Raw genomic sequence first — 18,038 nt, forward strand, 5'->3', positions numbered from 1 at the left:
CCCCAGTCACTGAACGCATCTTGCATAGCAAAGCGTCGCATCCAAAGTATTGTCAATCGCGAAGCAGTTTCAACATACAGATGAAAAAGGCCGGGATCGTCACCCGGCCTTTCAAATTTACAGCGGTCTGGATCTATCAGCGCTTGAACAAGGCGCTCACAGCTGGAACGCCACAGGCCGCAAGTGCGAGCTTGATCAGATCACCGACAATGAAAACGCCGAAGCCAAAGGCAATACCTTTTTCAAGACCAAAGAGATAAGCCATCCAACCGGCACCCATGACAAGCACAACGAGTTCGGCAAGCAGCATCACACCACCCAGCGCCAAAGGATTACGGGCCAATCCCTTGTCGGCAGCGCGACCGATCATCCATGCAGCAACAAGATAGGAAAGAAGATAGCCGCCAGTCGGGCCGACCATATAGGCAAGGCCAATACCCTTTTCAGGCGTTCCGGTGAAAACCGGCATACCGAGTGCGCCTTCAAGCAGATAAAGCGCTACCGTTGCGACAGCAAGACGCGATCCATAGACCGCCGAAAGCGCAAAAAGCGCAAAGGTCTGCATCGTCACATTCACATAAAGAAGATCGACCTTGATATTTGCCGATATGGTCAGCACAGCGGTGCCGATCAGGGCAAGCGAGACAAAATAGAAAGCCCGTGCCAATTGCCCTGTGGGCAGATAGCTGGCGGCGAGTGATGCGGTGGCGGCTTTGGCCCGAGATCTGTTCTGCATTTTTATCTCACTCCTTAGACTGGGCGTTCCGGTTTGCAAAACCAGATAATCCATTTGAAACCTGACATTATAAATTCTAATCAATTCAGGCAATAAAACCAAAGAAGCATTGGACCATTCAATGGCGCTGGATTTCGACGGTCGTTTCTCTCCTGAATATGGAACTCCGATTGCCTTGAGTAAAGATATTTTACGCCTGACCGCAAATAATCCGAGCGCTTTCACATTTCATGGCACCAACAGCTACCTCATCGGAACGGATACCCTTGCCATCATCGATCCGGGCCCGAAAGATGAGGCGCATTTTCAGGCCCTTCTGGCAGCAATTGGTAACCGTCCGGTGAGCCATATTTTTGTGAGCCACACACATCGCGACCACTCGCCGCTCGCAAAGCGCTTAAAAGAGCAGACCGGCGCGCTTATCGTTGCTGAAGGTCCGCATCGCCCGGCCCGACCTTATCACAACGGCGAAGTGAATCTGCTCGAAGCCAGTGCGGATACTGATTTTGCTCCTGATCTGGCCTTGGCGGATGGCGAAAAAGTCGATGGCGACGGCTGGGTTTTGCGTGGCATACACACGCCCGGCCATGCCGCCAATCACATGGCCTTTGCCCTTGAGGACTCGGATGTTCTGTTTTCTGCCGATCATGTCATGGCGTGGGCGACCTCGATTGTAGCACCGCCGGATGGCTCCATGAGCGACTATATGGCGTCACTTGAAAAGCTGCTGGAGCGTGATGATCGTATCTATCTGCCCGGTCATGGTGGAGCTGTTACCAAACCCGCAGCTTTTGTGCGTGGTCTTCGCACACATCGCAAAATGCGGGAGCGCGCAATACTGGAGCGGATCGTGCAAGGCGACCGCACCATTCCCGATATGGTCAAGGCCATTTATCGCGACACCGATCCGCGTCTGCATGGTGCGGCCGCCTTGTCGGTGCTCGCACACCTTGAAGACCTTGTGGGGCGCGATGAAATCACCACCGACGGCAATCCCTCGCTTAACGGTATTTATCAGCCAAAGTAATTATTCAGCATCAGCAGGCGCTTTGTTGACCTCTCCCTCAAGTGCGCTCAAAAACTGCGTAATGAAAGCTGCGTTCAGCCCCATGTCGCGATCGCCATAATGTGATAAAGACCGCATATCAACATAGGTGATTTCGCCTTCGTCAAGCAGCCGAATCACCACATCGCTTTTCAGGCCAAGAATTGGACTATGCGCAATCACAGCAAAACGGATCGCGTTTTGTTGTGACAAGGGAATATCACGGCCAATTTGCGTCCAGCTAAAAGCTTTGAGCGTATTGACAACAGCTTGCGCCACACGATCAGGCGCAGCTTCATAGCGGCGTCCGATCACATCGGGATAAGCCGCCATCTGTCCCAGCATGTCCCCCTGAACGGCCTCTGAGAGCGGGTTCATCCCGGCCAAACGCTGCGGCATCGTTGATGGAAATTGTGGCGGCATCTCAAAATCGGTTGTCACATCAAAAATGCGTGCCGAGCCATACCAAAGATTACCCACAAAGCAGACCGGCAAAAGAACTGAAAACGCCAGAAACCCCGCCCAAAAGGAGCGCGCGCCGCCTTTATCTCCATTGACCCAGAGATTACGCAGTCCTTTGGCTGCGCATAGCAAAGCCAATATTGCAATCACTGCACCAAGAGCAGCAATGAGAACGAAGTGTGGTGTTTCAAGCTTGCCAAACCTGTGCAGTATGAGGCCAAGCACGGAGAGCACAAAGGCAAATATACCGAACCGCAATGCCCATATTGCGGAACGTGACTGCCTGCGTTGATAACGAAGTTTCCTCATGCAACGCCCCAGAATGATTTGAAAACCGCGGCCTCATGCATAACAGAGACTGCCTTGGCGCAAAAGAAAAAGGCGGGCGTCACACTGGCAATTCGTCCAGTTATAAAAAATGCGCTTAAAAAATATAGCTAAATCAATATAAAAATCATTGTAGCAACTCCTAATGGAGGGCATGATCGCGTATATGGGGCGTTTATCGGATTCGTCGGAAAGGACGACATGGATCGAAACCTTCATAATGGGCATTCATCAGCCACATCCAGCATTGCTGCCTCCGAGCAGGAAGTCATGACCCTGGAGGCCGTCGAGCTGGAATTTGCGCTCGGAGCCATCGACGTTTTGATTGAAGGATTTGACACAGCTCTTGCCAAAGCCGCAGAGCGGGTGGGTGGCGAAGTGCTTTTCAACATGCCTGCGCTCGATACGAGTACGGCTCAGCGCATCGGTGCCATCGCGATTGCCGGCCAGCCACAGGATCAGGTTGTTTTTGTGACTTTGGGAAATGATGGGACAACGCTTTCCGTTGCGCCGCCCACCGGCGAAAATGCTCTTTTCGTCAGTCTTGGCCGCAATTATGCAGAGGTCATGAAAAGCCTGACGCCTCAAGGTCCGATCAACGGCGAATGAACCTTGTCTATCAATTGTCCGGTTGCGGAACTGCGTCCACATGAAGATGATGTGCGGGCACCGGATTGAGTGTCATGGTTGTCTCGACATCTCTTAGCTTTACAAACTTCATGCCTTTGGCTTGAAGTGCAAGAATGCCTTTGGCAACGCCTTCGCCTGCCGAACGCGTGGGCTGATTGATATGTGAAATAATCACATCACCATCGCGTGCGGCTGAAATGCGCCGGGCAACGACGGGTGCAAGCAGCGATGCGCCCTGATCGCCATTGAGCGAGTAACCACCGATTTTATAGCCCCTGCTTTGTGCAAATTTAATCGCATCTGTCGAATAACGGGCCGTTGCATCGCGATACCAGAGCGGTTTCGATGCACCTGATTGCACGATCGCATCGGCACCACCGTCAATTTCAGAGCGAACGGCATCCAGTGAGCCTGCCGTTTTAATATTGTACATGGTCGGCACATTGGTGATGGCTGGCACATGCATGTTGCCGTGGTTCTCAATATCGAAAAGATCAGGATGGGCTTTCATCACCGCAAAAGCTTCCGCATTTTGTTTCAACCAGCGCGCGGTTACAAAAATTGTTGCCGGAATGCGGTTCCGCACCAGCACATCAAGAATACGGTGATCCGTCTTCCCCATGCAAGCATCAAGGGTCAATGCAACCTGCGGCGCAGCCGAACCGCCTTTTGCGATATGCAATTGCGGCTCAACGATGCTGATTTTCTCATGTTTATCCGTCTTTGACGATGCATCAGAAGCGTTGGCCACAGAGCAAGAAAAAACGAGCGCGGCCCCCGCCGCTGACAAAAAACGAAACATAGCCACCCCGGCACATAGAATTCTGGCAATAAGCTGCCCGCTTAAATGCCAGAATCATAGCCGAAGTGTGGTAACTATTTATTGCGAATTGCGGCTTGGGCGGCTGCAAGCCGTGCAATCGGCACGCGGAATGGCGAACAGGACACGTAATCAAGGCCTGTTTGCTCGCAGAAACTGATTGATGCCGGATCGCCGCCATGTTCGCCACAAATCCCCAGCTTGAGTTTGTCGCGTGTTTTGCGACCACGCTCGGCTGCAATCTGAATCAGCTCGCCCACACCATCGAAATCCAATGAAACAAACGGGTCCTGTTCGATCACGCCTCGGCTCTGATAGGTCGAAAGGAACGGCGCTGCATCATCACGTGAAATGCCAAAAGTGGTCTGCGTGAGATCGTTGGTGCCAAAAGAAAAGAACTCTGCGGTTTCGGCAATTTCAGCTGCCCGAAGGGCTGCGCGCGGCAATTCGATCATCGTGCCGACCATATAGTCGATCTGCACGCCGGACTCGCCAATCACTTCTTTTGCCACCGCATCGATGCGGGCCTTGACAAAATCGAGCTCCGCCTTGAGACCGACCAGCGGCACCATGATCTCCGGCACCACCGGCTCGCCGGTTTTCTTGCCCGCTTCAACGGCGGCTTCAAAGATTGCACGCGCCTGCATTTCAGCGATTTCCGGATAGGAGATAGCCAGACGGCAACCGCGATGGCCAAGCATCGGATTAAACTCGTGAAGACTATCGGCACGTTCACGCAGTTTATCCGCGTCAACACCCATGGCGCTTGCCACTTCCGCAACTTCCTCATCGGTGCGCGGAAGAAACTCATGCAATGGCGGATCGAGCAAGCGGATTGTGACAGGCAACCCCTTCATGATCTCAAACAGTTCAACAAAATCCGAGCGCTGCATTGGCAGAAGTTTGGCCAAAGCAGTGCGGCGGCCATCCTCTTTGTCAGCAAGAATCATTTCGCGCATCGCGATAATGCGTTCGCCCTCAAAGAACATGTGTTCGGTGCGGCAAAGCCCGATGCCTTCGGCGCCAAACGAGCGTGCTGTGCGGGCATCGGCAGGCGTTTCCGCATTGGCGCGCACCTTCATGCGGCGAGTCTTGTCGGCCCATTCCATGAGCTTGCCAAAATCACCAGACAGCTCGGGCTGCAACATGGCAACAGCGCCTTTCAGCACCTGACCACTACCACCATCGACAGTGATGATGTCACCTTTTTTAAAGATTTGCCCGGCAGCAAGCATCGTGCCGTTGCGATAATCAACTCGCAACGAACCCGCGCCCGAGACACATGGCTTGCCCATGCCGCGCGCGACCACAGCCGCGTGGCTGGTCATACCACCGCGTGTGGTGAGAATACCTTCAGCAGCGTGCATTCCGTGAATGTCTTCCGGGCTTGTCTCAACACGCACCAGAATGACATTGCGGCCTTCAGCTTTTGCCTGCTCCGCATCTTCGGACGAGAACACAATTTCGCCCGTGGCAGCCCCGGGAGAAGCGGGCAAGCCCTGGCCTATGACGATGCGCTCGGCACGCGGGTCAATGGTCGGATGCAAAAGCTGATCAAGTGCCGCCGGATCAATACGCAACACAGCTTCTTCTTCGGTAATCAGCCCTTCTGCGACCATTTCAACAGCCATTTTGAGTGCTGCTTTTGCCGTGCGCTTGCCGGAGCGGGTTTGCAACATCCAGAGCTTGCCGCGCTCGATGGTGAATTCCAGGTCCTGCATATCGCGATAATGCTGTTCAAGCCGATCTGCGACTTTCAAAAATTCGCCAAAGGCTTCCGGCATAACTTTTTCAAGCGAAGGCTTGTCGGAACCGGCAGCAATGCGCGCTTCTTCAGTGATGTTCTGCGGCGTGCGAATGCCTGCAACAACATCTTCGCCCTGCGCATTGACCAGAAACTCGCCATAGAGCTTCTTTTCGCCGGTCGAAGGGTTACGTGTGAAGGCAACACCCGTTGCAGAGGTTTCACCCATATTGCCAAACACCATGGCCTGAACATTCACCGCCGTACCCCATTGGGCCGAGATGCTATGCAGGCGACGATAGGTGATGGCGCGTGCATTCATCCAGCTTGAGAAAACGGCACTGATCGCGCCCCAAAGCTGTTCACGGGGGTCTTGCGGAAAAGGCGCGCCGAGTTCTTCCTCAACTTTCGCCTTATAAAGCGCAATCACGTCTTTCCAGTCGGCAGCGCTTAAAGCTGTATCGACTTCAACACCGAGATCTGCCTTTTTGTCTTCAAGAATTTCTTCGAAGAAACCGTGATCAACACCAAGCACGACATCCGAATACATCTGGATAAAACGGCGATAGCTGTCATAGGCGAAACGCTCATCATCAGCTTCGCGTGCAATCGCCTGCACCGTCTCATCATTGAGACCGAGGTTGAGAACCGTATCCATCATGCCCGGCATGGATGCTCGCGCACCCGAACGCACCGATACAAGCAAAGGTTTTTCCGAGCCACCGAACACGCGCCCGGTCAAGGCAGCCACCTGATCAAGCGCGTTTTGCACCTGCTGATCAAGTTCCTCAGGATAGGAGCGCTCATTGTCATAATAGGAGGTGCAGACTTCGGTTGTAATCGTAAAGCCGGGCGGCACAGGCAAACCAAGGCTGCTCATTTCAGCCAAGTTCGCCCCCTTGCCGCCGAGAAGGTTGCGATCACTCGCAGCACCCTCTGCCTTGCCATCACCGAATGCGTACACCCACTTTGCCATGCTGGCCTCCCTTGCGCAGGTAACGGTCCGCAATGTCTGTGTTTTTCCACAGAACTGCAGAAATTACCTTCGTGCTTATGCGATCAAGTCGTTGTCTGCCAATCAAAAAAGACAAAGCATCGTAATAGAATCGATTAGACAACGATAAAGCCAGCTCATCAGCTTGACTCTGATGGCGGATTAGATCAGAAATAAGAACAAAAATAGAACATTTGGAGTTGACTATGCGTATCACCGGTAAACTTGATTATCTTGAAATGCCTGCGGCCAAGGGATCACTGGATAGTGCAAAGAGTTTTTATGCGCGTGCTTTTGGTTGGTCCTTTGTTGATTATGGCCCGACCTATTCTGCTTTTGCGGAGGGATTGGATGGTGGTTTTGATGCCGACCCGGAAGCAACCCCCAAACCCCTGCCTGTCCTTTATTCAGCGCAACTCGAAGAAACTTTGAAGGCTGTGACAGAAGCTGGTGGCACAGTTGTGAAGCCGATTTTTGCATTTCCGGGCGGTCGTCGTTTTCATTTCACCGACCCTGCGGGTAATGAACTTGCTGTTTGGAGCGAGACATAACAACATCATGGTCGCTGGTTGACAGCGGCGCCCATATGGAAATGATGCAGCGCATCTTATTTCGTTCAAATTAGAATTCGGTGATATGCGCTTCATTCTCCCTGCCGTTCTGCTCTCCCTTGCATCCACATCAGCATTTGCGCAAAAAGCGGCGCCTGCACCCGAGAATGCACCGCTTAACCGGTGTGAAGAATTCCTCAATGGTATGAGCCTTCTCACACCTGGCAAGGATTATGCCGTCAGAGATATCCCCGATGGCTGCATTGTATCGAACAGCGTTTATCACACGATGCGCATTATGGGCTGGACGATCGACAGGGCAATCCTCGAAGCTGATCGCTTGCAGGATTATCTGTCAGAAGCACCTGACTTGAGCAAAGCCGCACCACAATGGGGACGCATCGCAGTGGACGGTGTGCGCATGACGCTGCAAAGCGGCAACAAGGTTTCCGATTATATCACCTCAATTCAGCAGTGGCCGATGGACTTTACGGCGTCTTACCGCTTCAACCCACAGAGTGGTTATCTGCACATTCAGAATGCGGAAATCAGCAGTTTAAAGATTGGCAAGGCTTCAGTTTCTGCGCAAATCAATCTGCCGGTTGATTCGTCGGTTGCTTCGCTCACCGTTAATCCAACCGCAACGCTCTCTCATCTGCGCTTGCGCCTTGATAATCAAGGACTATGGGAGAGCATCGCTCTGCCTGTTCTTGCCAATTACGCTGCATTGCCCTCCGAAACGGGTGAAAGCGACCCGGAAGCCGATATTGCGCGTCTGCGCGATGTGGCAAGCAAAGGCATTGAAATGTTGCCCGACAGTCAAATCAATGCGGATTCCCGAAAAGCGCTGCTGCGCTTTGTTGCGGACATGCCCCATCCAACCGGCTTCTTCACGATGGATGTGGATTTCGACAAGCCTTTGCCGATCAGTCTCAACGATCTGGAACCGGACACACTTGCGCAACACGCGCTGACAGGTGCAAAAATCAGCGTAACCTACAAGGCTCGCTGATCTTAAAATGACGTAATATCAGCTTGCTTCGCGCAATTGCTCTGCGGTTTGCAGATCAACCGAAACAAGCTGGCTCACGCCCTGCTCGCCCATTGTCACGCCGAAGAGGCGATTCATACGCGCCATGGTGATCGGATTATGCGTAATGATGACAAACCGTGTTTCGGTCGATGACGCCATTTCGTCCATCAAGTTGCAGTAGCGCTCGACATTATGGTCGTCGAGCGGCGCGTCCACTTCGTCCAGCACGCAGATCGGAGCCGGATTGGTCAGGAAGACAGCAAAGATCAATGCCATGGCCGTCAATGCCTGTTCACCACCTGAAAGCAGCGTCATCGTTTGTGGCTTCTTTCCGGGAGGACGTGCAAGAATTTCCAGCCCCGCATCCAGCGGATCATCACTTTCAATGAGCTGTAATTCCGCAGTGCCGCCGCCAAAAAGATGGGTGAACAGGCGCTGGAACTGCGCATTCACAACATCAAAAGCCGCCAGAAGCCGCTCACGCCCTTCTCGGTTGAGGCTCTGAATCGCCTGGCGCAGTTTTTTGATCGCTTCGATCACATCTTCACGTTCTGAAACAATCGCATCAAGACGCCCGGAGAGTTCTTGGCTCTCCTCTTCCGCGCGCAAGTTCACCGCACCAAGGCGTTCGCGTTCGATACGCAGTCGCTCAAGCTGGCGTTCGATCTGATCGGGGTCGGGCATGCGATCTTCTGGCTTGAGGCCGGTCTGTTTGATGGCCTCATGGGGCGCACAGTTGAGCGCCTCCGCAATACGCGCTTCTGCATCCCTGCGGCGTTCCTCGGCTGCCGTCAGTCGCTCTTCCGCACGCGCACGCTGTTCGCGACTGGTTGCAAGCTGCTGGATGGCAAGGGTCGCAGCCTTGTCAAGTTCTGCCTGGGCGGCCTCAGCTTCAATGAGAATATCCGCAGCCCGCTTGCGGCGCTCATCAGCTTCCGAAAGCTCATTAAGCAAGGCACGGCGTCGGCTTTCGATCTCTTCCGGCGCTTCAGCCAAGACTTCCGCTTCGTCCGCAGTTTCCGCACGGCGATCATTTAAGGCCGAAATTTGGCTCTGCGCACTCTGCGCGCGCGCGGCCCAGTTGCGGCGCTCAAGCCCGATCATGGAGAGACGCCGCAAACGATTATCCGCCTCACGGCGCTGACCTTCATAAGCAGCGCGGGCTTCCGCAAGCCTCGCACGATCCGACTGCACCTGTGCTGCAAAAACAGAATGCCGTTCGCTGATGACGCCAATATCCGGCATTTCATTCAGCCGATCTTCGGCCTCAACCACCAGAACCTGTGCTTCCTCAAGGCTTTCCTCAAGACGGGCTTTGGTATCTTCCAAACCGGCACGCTTGGTTGCCAGTTGCCCCGCAGCCCGCTCAACCGCAGAAAGCGCTTCGCGTGCATCATCAAGCTTGCGCTGGTTTGCGCGCCATGCATCGCGCGCAACACGTTCATGCTCCACGGCTTCACGAACGGCCGTTTCAAAACGCTGCAACACTTGCTCCGCATCAGACAAGCGACTGGCGGCGCGAATTGCTTCCTGCTCAAGTTCAGCGAGACGGTTCTTTTGTGCAAGCCGTTGCGCGGCAGGTGTCGGCGCATCGGCGCTCGCCGTATAGCCATCCCAGCGCCAAAGAGCACCAGCCTTGCTGACAAGCCGCTGACCGGGGCGCAACGATGCCTGCAAACGCGGTCCATCATTCTCGGAAACGACCCCAACCTGTGCCAGTCTTCGGCGCAATTGCTGCGGCCCTTTTACGATCTGATCAAGCGGCGTTGAACCGGAAGGTAAAGACGGATCGGCTTCCTGTGCCGGATTATAGGCCCAATAGACGGGTGCAGCATTATCGCTTGCTGCATCAAGGTCTTCACCCAATGCCGCACCAAGGGCTATTTCATAGCCTTTCTCAACCTGCAATTCTTCAACAACGGGCGGAAACTGGCCAGTCTCACCGGCATTGAGAATACGCGCCAGTGTCTGCGCTTCGGTCTCTATCCGGCTCAACTCGGTGCGCGCCTCATGCAAAGGCTGACGGCTCGTCATCTCCTGTTCGCGCGCACTGCCAACACATTCTTCGGCGGCAATCACCGCCTCCTCTGAAGCCGCCAGTGCTTCAACGGCGGTCTCAACGGCAAGACGTTTTTCAGCAGGATCAAACAATCCACCGATCTGCTCGACGACCGCTGCAATATCACGCTCAATATTATCAATCTGGCTGATCAGGCGGTCACGGCGGCTTTGTGTTTCCTGCAACGCGCGCTCAATTTGGCTACGTTCGGCAGCAGCTTCCGCACGTTCCGAGGTTACCCGCGCCAAGGCGTTTTCGCTGTCCTGCAGGCGGATTTCTGCTTCTTCAAAGATCGCGCGCAATTCTTCATCACGCTCACCAGATGCCTCGTTGGAGGCGGTCAGCTCCTGCTCTTCCTCGTCAAGACGCGCCAGTATATCAGCATTCTCGCGCACCAATTGTTCTTCGCGCGCAATATCGGCGGTCAATTGTTCAAGCCGCTTCATAAGCTCGGCACGGCGGGCGCGAATACGAGCATCTTCTTCGTCGAGCTGTGTACGGGCAATGGAAAGTCGCTGCACAGCAGCCGCGGCTTTGGCTTCCGCCTCACGCAGTTCGGGCAATTTATGCGCGCCAACGGCCTGATCACGCGCAGCGTTCATCTGTGCCTGCGCCATATCGCCAACAATCGAAGTTGCCTGTGCAAGCGCGCTTTGTGCTTCACCTTCCTGCGTTTTGGCGTGCGACCAACGCAAATGAAGCAACGATGCCTCTGCGCGGCGAATATCAGCAGACAAAGCTTTGAAGCGATTGGCCTGACGCGCCTGGCGTTTCAGGCTTTCAATCTGGCTGCCAAGTTCACCAACCACATCTTCGAGACGCTCAAGATTGGTTTCGGCTGCACGAAGGCGCAACTCAGCCTCGTGACGGCGGGTATGGAGGCCGGAAATGCCCGCCGCCTCTTCCAGCAATGCGCGACGCGCCTGTGGCTTGGCTTGGATAAGTTCACCGATACGGCCCTGGCCGACCATAGAGGGCGAACGTGCGCCGGTCGATTGATCAGCGAAGAGCAGCTGCACATCCTTGGCGCGGGCTTCTTTGCCATTAATACGATAAACAGAACCAGCCTCCCGCTCGATACGGCGTGAAACCTGCAATTCATCCTGATCATTATAGGCTGCGGGCGCTGTGCGGTCGGAATTATCGAGGAAAAGGGTGACTTCCGCCGTGTTACGCGCAGGTCGCGTGCCAGAGCCTGAAAAAATTACGTCGTCCATGCCCGAAGCGCGCATATTCTTGTACGAGTTTTCACCCATCACCCAGCGCAGCGCTTCAACAAGATTGGATTTGCCGCAGCCATTGGGCCCGACAACGCCCGTCAGTCCGCCTTCAATGACGAATTCCATCGGCTCGACAAAGGATTTAAATCCGACAAGACGCAGCTTGGAGAAGCGCATCAGCATCCTCCCCGCTTAAAAACGCAAAAAGCGGACGCAATAAAGCGTCCGCTTTTCATGCCGAAAGGCGGCTTAGAGCAGCTTGTCAATGATTGCCGACATCTCGTCAACCGAAAGGGCTCCAGCGTATTTTTGTCCGTTGATGAAGAAAGTTGGAGTGGCATTCACACCAAATTCCTGCGATCCGCGTTCCATGGTTGCTCTCACATCATCGAGAAGTTGCTGGTTCGTCAAGCAAGCCTTGAACGACTCCTGTGTAAAACCTGCAAGTTTCGCGATCTGAAGCAGTGCAGCTTCTCCATCAGCCGCACCAGCCCATTGTTGCTGCTGCTTGAAGAAGACTTCGATCATCGGGAAATAACGATCTTCAGGCGCGCAGCGAGCAAGCATAAAAGCAGCTGTTGCGCGCGGATCGAACGGGAATTCGCGGAAAATCAAACGCACTTTGCCCGTATCAATGTATTTTTCTTTGATCTTGGGAAAGGTGTTGATAGCAAAATCTGCGCAATGTGAGCAGGTCAGCGAGGCATATTCAACAATCGTAACAGGCGCATCGGCCTTGCCATAGACCATGTCCTTCAACTTGCCGGCTTCAGCGACCTTGGCAGCATCAACACTTGCATCAGCGCTGCGTGACTGCGCGCTCGCATTGCCAGCAAAAGCAATACCCGCGGCAGCGGCCCCCGCAAGGGAAATAACATGTCTGCGATTAAGCGTTGCAGGCATACGAATCATCCATTCCTGTTTCAATGTTAATATTCGAGAACAATTTAAGGTGGCCAACGATTAATCACCAGCCCCGTTGCAATCAAATGAAATTCAGCGCCAGCCATGCATCAATTTTATGGCAGGGCGCTCATTTCTTTGTAGCGCGCTTTTCGGCGAGGATATTCTTGCCTAGACGCGCCAATGCTGCGCGCAGGGCATCGTCTTCAATCCCGTCTGTTGCCTTGTCGATACGGCGCTCTTCCGAAGGTGCCAGAGGCACCAGCCGCCTTGGCTTGCGCCTGAAATCAAGCGCAGGCGGCTTCTGCTCGATCTTGATGCGGCCAACGGCTGAGAAGCCAAGGAAACCATTTACGCGGCTGATGATTTCGCCTGTCTCATGCTGGATCTGCAACGCAGAAAAGCCTTCGCAAGCAATAACCAGCGTTGCAGGACTAAACGGATCGTCATCATGCAGACGGCGCGGCCAGAGAATTCGCAAAGGCCGGGAGGAAGCACCGATTGCAGGCCCAACAATATCTTCCCAGGATTGCAGCAGTGAAAGATTAATCCCCGCACGCTTCTGCAACATCGGGTCCATCAGACCAGACGTCATATCAGCCAATGGGCGAAAGCCCCGTTTTGATTTCGGTTCTCTCATCGCAATCCATTATAGCCGCGAAACCAATCGACAAACAGAGGAATGCCTTCCTCGAGCGTGGTTTGCGGGTTGAAACCAAGATCCCGCGCCGCAAGCGTAATATCTGCATAGGTGCGCGGAACGTCGGCTGCAGGCATTGGTTCAAACTTGCGGATCGCTTCTCTGCCGCATGCTTTTTCAATCGCTGCAATGAAATTGCTAAGCATAACAGGCCGGTTATTGCCGAGATTATAGACCGGTGCGGTTTGTTCAGGTTGCGTGATGATCCGCTTTACAGCGCCCAATACACCACTGACGATATCATCGACGAAAGTGAAGTCGCGCTGCATTTCGCCGTTGTTAAAAACACGGATCGGTTCGCCTTTAAGGATCGCCGATGTAAACAGCCATGGCGCCATGTCCGGGCGCCCAAATGGACCATAAACCGTAAAAAAGCGTAAGCCCGTCGAGGCAAGTCCATGTACATGCTTATAGGAAAAGGCCAGAAGCTCACCCGAACGCTTGGTTGCTGCATAGACCGAAACCGGGTGATCGACAGCATCACTTTCTGAAAATGGGATTTTTTCATTCGCGCCATAGACCGAGGACGAACTGGCATAAACAATCGGCGGACGCTTATCGAGCTTGAGGGCTGCTTCAAATACTGTCACCTGTCCCATGACATTGGCGGAAACATAAGCAGCAGGGTTTTCAATGGAATAACGCACACCAGCCTGTGCTGCGAGATGCACGATCGCATCGACATCACGATCAGCTCCGATAGCAGCATTGAAAGCTTCTGCATCGGAAATATCAGCTTGCGCAAAGCGGAAGCCACTAAGCGCACGCAGCTTGGTAAGACGGGTTTCCTTGAGATCGACCTGATAATAATCATTGAGATTATCGATACCAATAACTTGCCAGCCTTCATTAAGAAGCCGCGCTGCGGTATGATAGCCGATGAAGCCAGCCGCCCCCGTCACAATCGCTTTCATGGTTTTCATTTCCCGCAAATATAATCTGTGAGGCCTGCCCGGCGGAGTGCCATGACACGGCGAGACGCAGCCGCATTCAGAGCTGCAATGAAGAACATGACCGATGAGATCGTAACCTCATGCAACAATGGATTATGCAACATCCCATAACTCGCGCACACGAAACTGAAATAAATGAGCGCGCGCCGCATCGCCCAGCTGTCCGCGGTTTTCCAGAGAAAGACAAAAATCGCGATAAAGGCTGAAAACATAAAAAACAGGCCAACAATGCCGTCATTCAGCAGCTCATCAAGCACGGTGTTATGCACATGACGGAAGCCGGCAAGCAGCGGGGCTTGTTCGCCAGCCTGCTGCCTGACAATATCCATTTTGGAATAAGAGCCGACGCCTGCTATCGGATGTTGCCCGATTATTGTGGCTGCACTTTTCCACATGACTTCACGAATATCGGCGGAGAGTTTGTCTTCCCATTTTGAGCTGTCACCGCTGTCGTAATATTCGACCATTCCGGCAAAACGCTTGGAAAGCGTGTCTCCAACCGGCCCGACAACAATAAGTGCTGCGAGTGCCGCAGCCAGTGCAACATAGACCGCACCTTGCTGCCTGAGACTGTATTTTCTTAAGAAAAGCACGATTTCGACCAATGCGCATATCGGCAAAACAACAATGACAGCGCGCGTTTCCGATGTGAGGACCGCTGCAAGTCCAAGTACCAGCCAATGCGGTCCATTTGGCAGATAGCGTGGCGCCCGCGAAATCGGAATGGCGGCAGAAATCGCCGCAACACCTGCAACAAAAGCAAATACGGCTTCATTGCCTCCGACGCCAATCCGTCCGCCTTTGGTCAGAACAAGGTAAATAACCGCCAACACCGCCAGAATAATACCGGCGCGTGAACCAAGCACGTAGGATCGCAAAGGGTTTCTGACCAGCACCATGCCCGCGCCTGCAAAGGCAAAAACGGTTATAAGCAGCGTGTATCCAATCTGCCGATTGCCAGAAAAAGGCTCACCCCTATAAAGAATAAGTCCGAGCGACCAAGCCGCGTATAGAAGAATGAAAATATAGAATTTTTTCGCAAATAACCGCGTCGTATTATGGCGGGCGGCAGCCAGATAAATGCCCAGACATGAAAAAACAAAAAGGAGAATTGGCCCAAGGCCCAGACGGACCGGCATTGCCGCAGACGCGAGCGCTAAAACCCAGCCATCCACTCTTCGCCTCACCAGAAATGACTTTTTAAAAAACTTCAACTATCCACTACTCCCAATCGCTTAATGCGCAAAGCGTAGGCGATTCGCCTGATATAGTCAGTTGTTCTAAAGAGGAGTGTGCTCAGCCTTTTATAGGCCGGCAAGCGCGCTTTGGCGTAAGTATTCCGGCCGTCCGCAATCGTTGACAGCCCCACTTGACGAAGCGCAACCAAAGGCTGCTCCGTTAAAAAGAACTCATAATCTCCTGCCCAGCCGCGCTCCAGGGCAACATCATATGGCAGCGACATTGGTTTAATCGCTTCCAGCAATTTAATTGCTCCGTTTCGCGTTACAAGATAAGCGGCAGAACTGCCCAACGGGCCGTGCAAGCAGCGCCCAATCGAATTACCACCTTCAACCTGATTGAAACGGCGATAGGCAGCTGTGCGATGATTGACGAGTTTAATCACATCCCAGCCTTGCAATTTTGATACGCTGGAGATGAAAGGTAAAAAATCCGGCGTAAAAAGAACATCGTCTTCGGCAATGACTGCGTAGGCTTCCGGGGCTGCGGCAATTGTTTCCAAAGCCTTGATATGGCTAAAATAACAACCGATTTCTGCCGGCAGAGCAATTTTTCCGTGGCGGCGGCGGAAACCAGCTTCATCAAAATTACCGAGTTCATCAGCTTTCAACTGCTTGCCTTCTACGGCCTCTACCCGGCGCAGTTCAATTCCAAACTGATCGGCACTTTGCTTCACGTCATCCCAGCGCTGTGAAGAGCGCGCAAGATTAATGACGTAGACCGGGACTGAACTGCTCACGCGTTATCTTTCTTTGACATTCATCTGCCCTGTACCACTATGGGCGTGTTGATTATAAAGCACCGCATCCTATGCACTTCAATTTTATATCAATTCCCCAAATTCAACGTTAATCATAAATCACAGAGCTAACTTTAAGACACGATCAAACAGGATTTATGCTAAAAACACTCAAATCTGACCGTACCAAGGCAATTCTCAACTGGTATGATCGCCATCACCGTATTCTGCCATGGCGCGTAACACCAGTGCAGAACGCACGGGGCATGACAGCAGATCCTTACCGTGTCTGGCTGTCCGAAATCATGCTGCAACAAACAACCGTTGAAGCAGTGAAATCTTATTTCACGAAATTTGTGGAGCGTTGGCCGGATATTATGGCAATGGCCAATGCCAGCGAAGACGATATTCTTCGCGCATGGGCGGGCCTGGGTTACTATTCGCGCGCACGCAATCTCAAAAAATGCGCAGATATTATCGCAACAAAATATAATGGGAAATTTCCGTCGACCGCAGCCGGATTGAAAGAACTTCCAGGTATAGGCGAATACACATCAGCAGCAATTGCGGCTATCGCCTTTGGAGAGCAGGCAGCCGTGGTTGATGGCAATGTTGAGCGCGTTGTCTCTCGACTCTTTGCCATCGACACGCCGTTGCCCGCGGCAAAAACCCAAATTCGTGCGCTGATGGGAGAACTGACACCAGACGACAGGCCCGGGGATTTCGCGCAGGCCGTGATGGATTTGGGCGCAACAATCTGCACCCCACGTCGCCCAGCTTGCGCAATTTGCCCGGTTAATGATGGTTGCGAGGCCTTGGCGGCCCACGACCCTGAAACATTTCCGGTCAAAGCACCAAAAGCTCAAAAACCAATCCGTGTGGGAGCTGCATTCATTGCCATTGCGGGAGATGGCTCCATTTTGCTGCGCAAACGCAAGGGCCAAAGCCTGCTTGCCGGGATGACCGAAGTCCCCGGCAGTGATTGGACCGCACGCATTGATGGCGATGTCACGATCAATGCCGCACCGTTTGAAGCTGATTGGGTGTCCTCGGGCAGCATTACCCATGTTTTCACACATTTTGAGCTGCGCCTTTCCGTCTATGCGGTCAGCGATATACTCAAACGCAATGATACGGACGGCTGGTGGTCTGCTCCTTCAGACCTTGAAGACGAAGCACTGCCAACCGTCATGAAAAAAGCGATCAGTGCTGCAATTCCGACGGCATTTAAACGGGGGAGGAAAAACCGTTGACCACTCAGGTTAAACACGTTGTTTTCGATATTGGCAAAGTGCTGCTGCATTATGATCCGGAACTCGCTTATCTCGAAGCGATTCCTGATCCAACGGAGCGTCGCTGGTTTCTGGACAATATCTGCACCGGTGAATGGAATATTGAACAGGATCGTGGTCGAAGCTGGCAGGACGCCGAAGCACTTCTCATTGAAGAGCATCCTGAGCATACCGACAATATACGGATGTTTCGTCGGAACTGGAACCTTATGGTTCCGCACTCTTATGACGACAGTGTTGCGATCCTGCGCGGGCTGATTGCTCAGGGCCATGATGTGACGATGCTGACGAACTTCGCTTCCGACACGCTGCGCGAAGCACAGGGGCGCTTTCCGTTTCTCAACGAAAGCCGTGGCATCACAGTTTCAGGCGACATCCGCACATTGAAACCAAACCGCGAAATTTACGAACACCACGTTACAAGCTTTAATCTTGATCCGGTGGCAACGCTTTTCATCGATGATAGTCCGGCCAATGTTGAAGGCGCCAAAGCCGCCGGATGGCATGCCGTACATTTTACCAGCGCACCCAAGCTTGCCGATGATCTCAGAGGCTATGGTCTCTCCTTCTGATAACAAAAAGACACCCGAA

The 18,038-nt window shown here is 53.2% G+C and carries 16 protein-coding genes; 6 read left to right on the forward strand and 10 right to left on the reverse strand.

Annotation, left to right across the window (positions count from 1 at the left end):
• Positions 1–136: 136 nt before the first annotated feature.
• A complete protein-coding gene (locus VBH83_RS03875) occupies positions 137–736 on the reverse strand; it encodes a biotin transporter BioY (protein ID WP_265983148.1) in 600 nt (199 codons plus the stop codon).
• Positions 737–857: 121 nt separating this feature from the next.
• On the opposite strand from VBH83_RS03875, the gene VBH83_RS03880 reads away from it, so the two are divergent.
• On the forward strand, positions 858–1,763 hold the full coding sequence (locus VBH83_RS03880; protein WP_265983147.1) for an MBL fold metallo-hydrolase: 906 nt from the start codon (positions 858–860) through the stop codon (positions 1,761–1,763).
• Here the strand turns inward: VBH83_RS03880 and VBH83_RS03885 are convergent, their stop codons facing one another.
• On the reverse strand, positions 1,764–2,552 hold the full coding sequence (locus tag VBH83_RS03885; protein WP_265983146.1) for a DUF1499 domain-containing protein: 789 nt from the start codon (positions 2,550–2,552) through the stop codon (positions 1,764–1,766).
• A gap of 219 nt (positions 2,553–2,771) precedes the next feature.
• Between VBH83_RS03885 and VBH83_RS03890 the strand changes: the two genes are divergently transcribed.
• Positions 2,772–3,179: a hypothetical protein gene (locus VBH83_RS03890; RefSeq protein WP_265983145.1), complete on the forward strand. Its 408-nt coding sequence runs from the start codon at positions 2,772–2,774 to the stop codon at positions 3,177–3,179.
• A 10-nt stretch (positions 3,180–3,189) separates the two neighbouring features.
• On the opposite strand, the gene VBH83_RS03895 is transcribed toward VBH83_RS03890, so the two are convergent.
• Complete coding sequence (locus VBH83_RS03895) at positions 3,190–4,002, reverse strand: polysaccharide deacetylase family protein (RefSeq protein WP_265983144.1); 813 nt, start codon at positions 4,000–4,002, stop codon at positions 3,190–3,192.
• 74 nt (positions 4,003–4,076) lie between these two features.
• Positions 4,077–6,740 (reverse strand): pyruvate, phosphate dikinase, encoded by a 2,664-nt coding sequence (gene ppdK / locus VBH83_RS03900; protein WP_265983143.1) that lies wholly within the window; start codon positions 6,738–6,740, stop codon positions 4,077–4,079.
• A gap of 224 nt (positions 6,741–6,964) precedes the next feature.
• On the opposite strand from ppdK, the gene VBH83_RS03905 reads away from it, so the two are divergent.
• Both VBH83_RS03905 and VBH83_RS03910 read left to right on the forward strand, forming a co-directional pair.
• Complete coding sequence (locus VBH83_RS03905) at positions 6,965–7,309, forward strand: VOC family protein (protein WP_265983142.1); 345 nt, start codon at positions 6,965–6,967, stop codon at positions 7,307–7,309.
• A gap of 85 nt (positions 7,310–7,394) precedes the next feature.
• A complete protein-coding gene (locus VBH83_RS03910) occupies positions 7,395–8,321 on the forward strand; it encodes a hypothetical protein (protein ID WP_265983141.1) in 927 nt (308 codons plus the stop codon).
• A gap of 18 nt (positions 8,322–8,339) precedes the next feature.
• Here VBH83_RS03910 and smc read toward each other — a convergent pair whose 3' ends face one another.
• The 6 genes from smc to VBH83_RS03940 form a co-directional block, all read right to left on the reverse strand.
• Positions 8,340–11,798, reverse strand: coding sequence for a chromosome segregation protein SMC (smc, locus tag VBH83_RS03915; protein ID WP_265983140.1), 3,459 nt, complete (start codon positions 11,796–11,798; stop codon positions 8,340–8,342).
• A 72-nt stretch (positions 11,799–11,870) separates the two neighbouring features.
• Positions 11,871–12,524 carry a DsbA family protein gene (locus VBH83_RS03920; protein ID WP_265983139.1) on the reverse strand — a complete coding sequence of 218 codons (654 nt, stop codon included), beginning with the start codon at positions 12,522–12,524 and terminating at the stop codon, positions 11,871–11,873.
• Positions 12,525–12,654: 130 nt separating this feature from the next.
• On the reverse strand, positions 12,655–13,164 hold the full coding sequence (locus VBH83_RS03925; RefSeq protein ID WP_396996448.1) for a DUF721 domain-containing protein: 510 nt from the start codon (positions 13,162–13,164) through the stop codon (positions 12,655–12,657).
• On the reverse strand, positions 13,161–14,138 hold the full coding sequence (locus VBH83_RS03930) for an SDR family NAD(P)-dependent oxidoreductase (protein WP_265983137.1): 978 nt from the start codon (positions 14,136–14,138) through the stop codon (positions 13,161–13,163). The genes VBH83_RS03925 and VBH83_RS03930 overlap by 4 nt, the downstream gene beginning before the upstream one ends.
• A 5-nt stretch (positions 14,139–14,143) precedes the next feature.
• Positions 14,144–15,391, reverse strand: coding sequence for an O-antigen ligase (locus VBH83_RS03935; protein WP_265983136.1), 1,248 nt, complete (start codon positions 15,389–15,391; stop codon positions 14,144–14,146).
• The gene (locus VBH83_RS03940; protein WP_265983135.1) at positions 15,388–16,155 is read right to left on the reverse strand and encodes a glycosyltransferase family 25 protein; all 768 of its coding nucleotides are present in this window, start codon (positions 16,153–16,155) and stop codon (positions 15,388–15,390) included. Before VBH83_RS03940 ends, VBH83_RS03935 begins: the two co-directional genes overlap by 4 nt.
• Positions 16,156–16,313: 158 nt before the next feature.
• On the opposite strand from VBH83_RS03940, the gene mutY reads away from it, so the two are divergent.
• A complete protein-coding gene (gene mutY / locus VBH83_RS03945; protein WP_265983134.1) occupies positions 16,314–17,408 on the forward strand; it encodes an A/G-specific adenine glycosylase in 1,095 nt (364 codons plus the stop codon).
• Positions 17,405–18,019 carry an HAD family hydrolase gene (locus VBH83_RS03950; RefSeq protein WP_396996451.1) on the forward strand — a complete coding sequence of 205 codons (615 nt, stop codon included), beginning with the start codon at positions 17,405–17,407 and terminating at the stop codon, positions 18,017–18,019. The genes mutY and VBH83_RS03950 overlap by 4 nt, the downstream gene beginning before the upstream one ends.
• The last annotated feature ends 19 nt before the right edge of the window (positions 18,020–18,038 follow it).

The organism is Ochrobactrum sp. S1502_03 (genome assembly GCF_044435015.1).
GTDB classification, from domain to species: Bacteria; Pseudomonadota; Alphaproteobacteria; order Rhizobiales; family Rhizobiaceae; genus Brucella; species Brucella chromiisoli.

Excerpts from the sequence above, each read along its gene's own strand:
- VBH83_RS03875 (WP_265983148.1), bottom strand. The coding sequence starts at position 736 with ATGCAGAACAGATCTCGGGCCAAAGCCGCCACCGCATCACTCGCCGCC.
- VBH83_RS03880 (WP_265983147.1), top strand. The coding sequence starts at position 858 with ATGGCGCTGGATTTCGACGGTCGTTTCTCTCCTGAATATGGAACTCCG.
- VBH83_RS03885 (WP_265983146.1), bottom strand. The coding sequence starts at position 2,552 with ATGAGGAAACTTCGTTATCAACGCAGGCAGTCACGTTCCGCAATATGG.
- VBH83_RS03890 (WP_265983145.1), top strand. The coding sequence starts at position 2,772 with ATGGATCGAAACCTTCATAATGGGCATTCATCAGCCACATCCAGCATT.
- VBH83_RS03895 (WP_265983144.1), bottom strand. The coding sequence starts at position 4,002 with ATGTTTCGTTTTTTGTCAGCGGCGGGGGCCGCGCTCGTTTTTTCTTGC.
- ppdK (WP_265983143.1), bottom strand. The coding sequence starts at position 6,740 with ATGGCAAAGTGGGTGTACGCATTCGGTGATGGCAAGGCAGAGGGTGCT.
- VBH83_RS03905 (WP_265983142.1), top strand. The coding sequence starts at position 6,965 with ATGCGTATCACCGGTAAACTTGATTATCTTGAAATGCCTGCGGCCAAG.
- VBH83_RS03910 (WP_265983141.1), top strand. The coding sequence starts at position 7,395 with ATGCGCTTCATTCTCCCTGCCGTTCTGCTCTCCCTTGCATCCACATCA.
- smc (WP_265983140.1), bottom strand. The coding sequence starts at position 11,798 with ATGCGCTTCTCCAAGCTGCGTCTTGTCGGATTTAAATCCTTTGTCGAG.
- VBH83_RS03920 (WP_265983139.1), bottom strand. The coding sequence starts at position 12,524 with ATGCCTGCAACGCTTAATCGCAGACATGTTATTTCCCTTGCGGGGGCC.
- VBH83_RS03925 (WP_396996448.1), bottom strand. The coding sequence starts at position 13,164 with ATGAGAGAACCGAAATCAAAACGGGGCTTTCGCCCATTGGCTGATATG.
- VBH83_RS03930 (WP_265983137.1), bottom strand. The coding sequence starts at position 14,138 with ATGAAAGCGATTGTGACGGGGGCGGCTGGCTTCATCGGCTATCATACC.
- mutY (WP_265983134.1), top strand. The coding sequence starts at position 16,314 with ATGCTAAAAACACTCAAATCTGACCGTACCAAGGCAATTCTCAACTGG.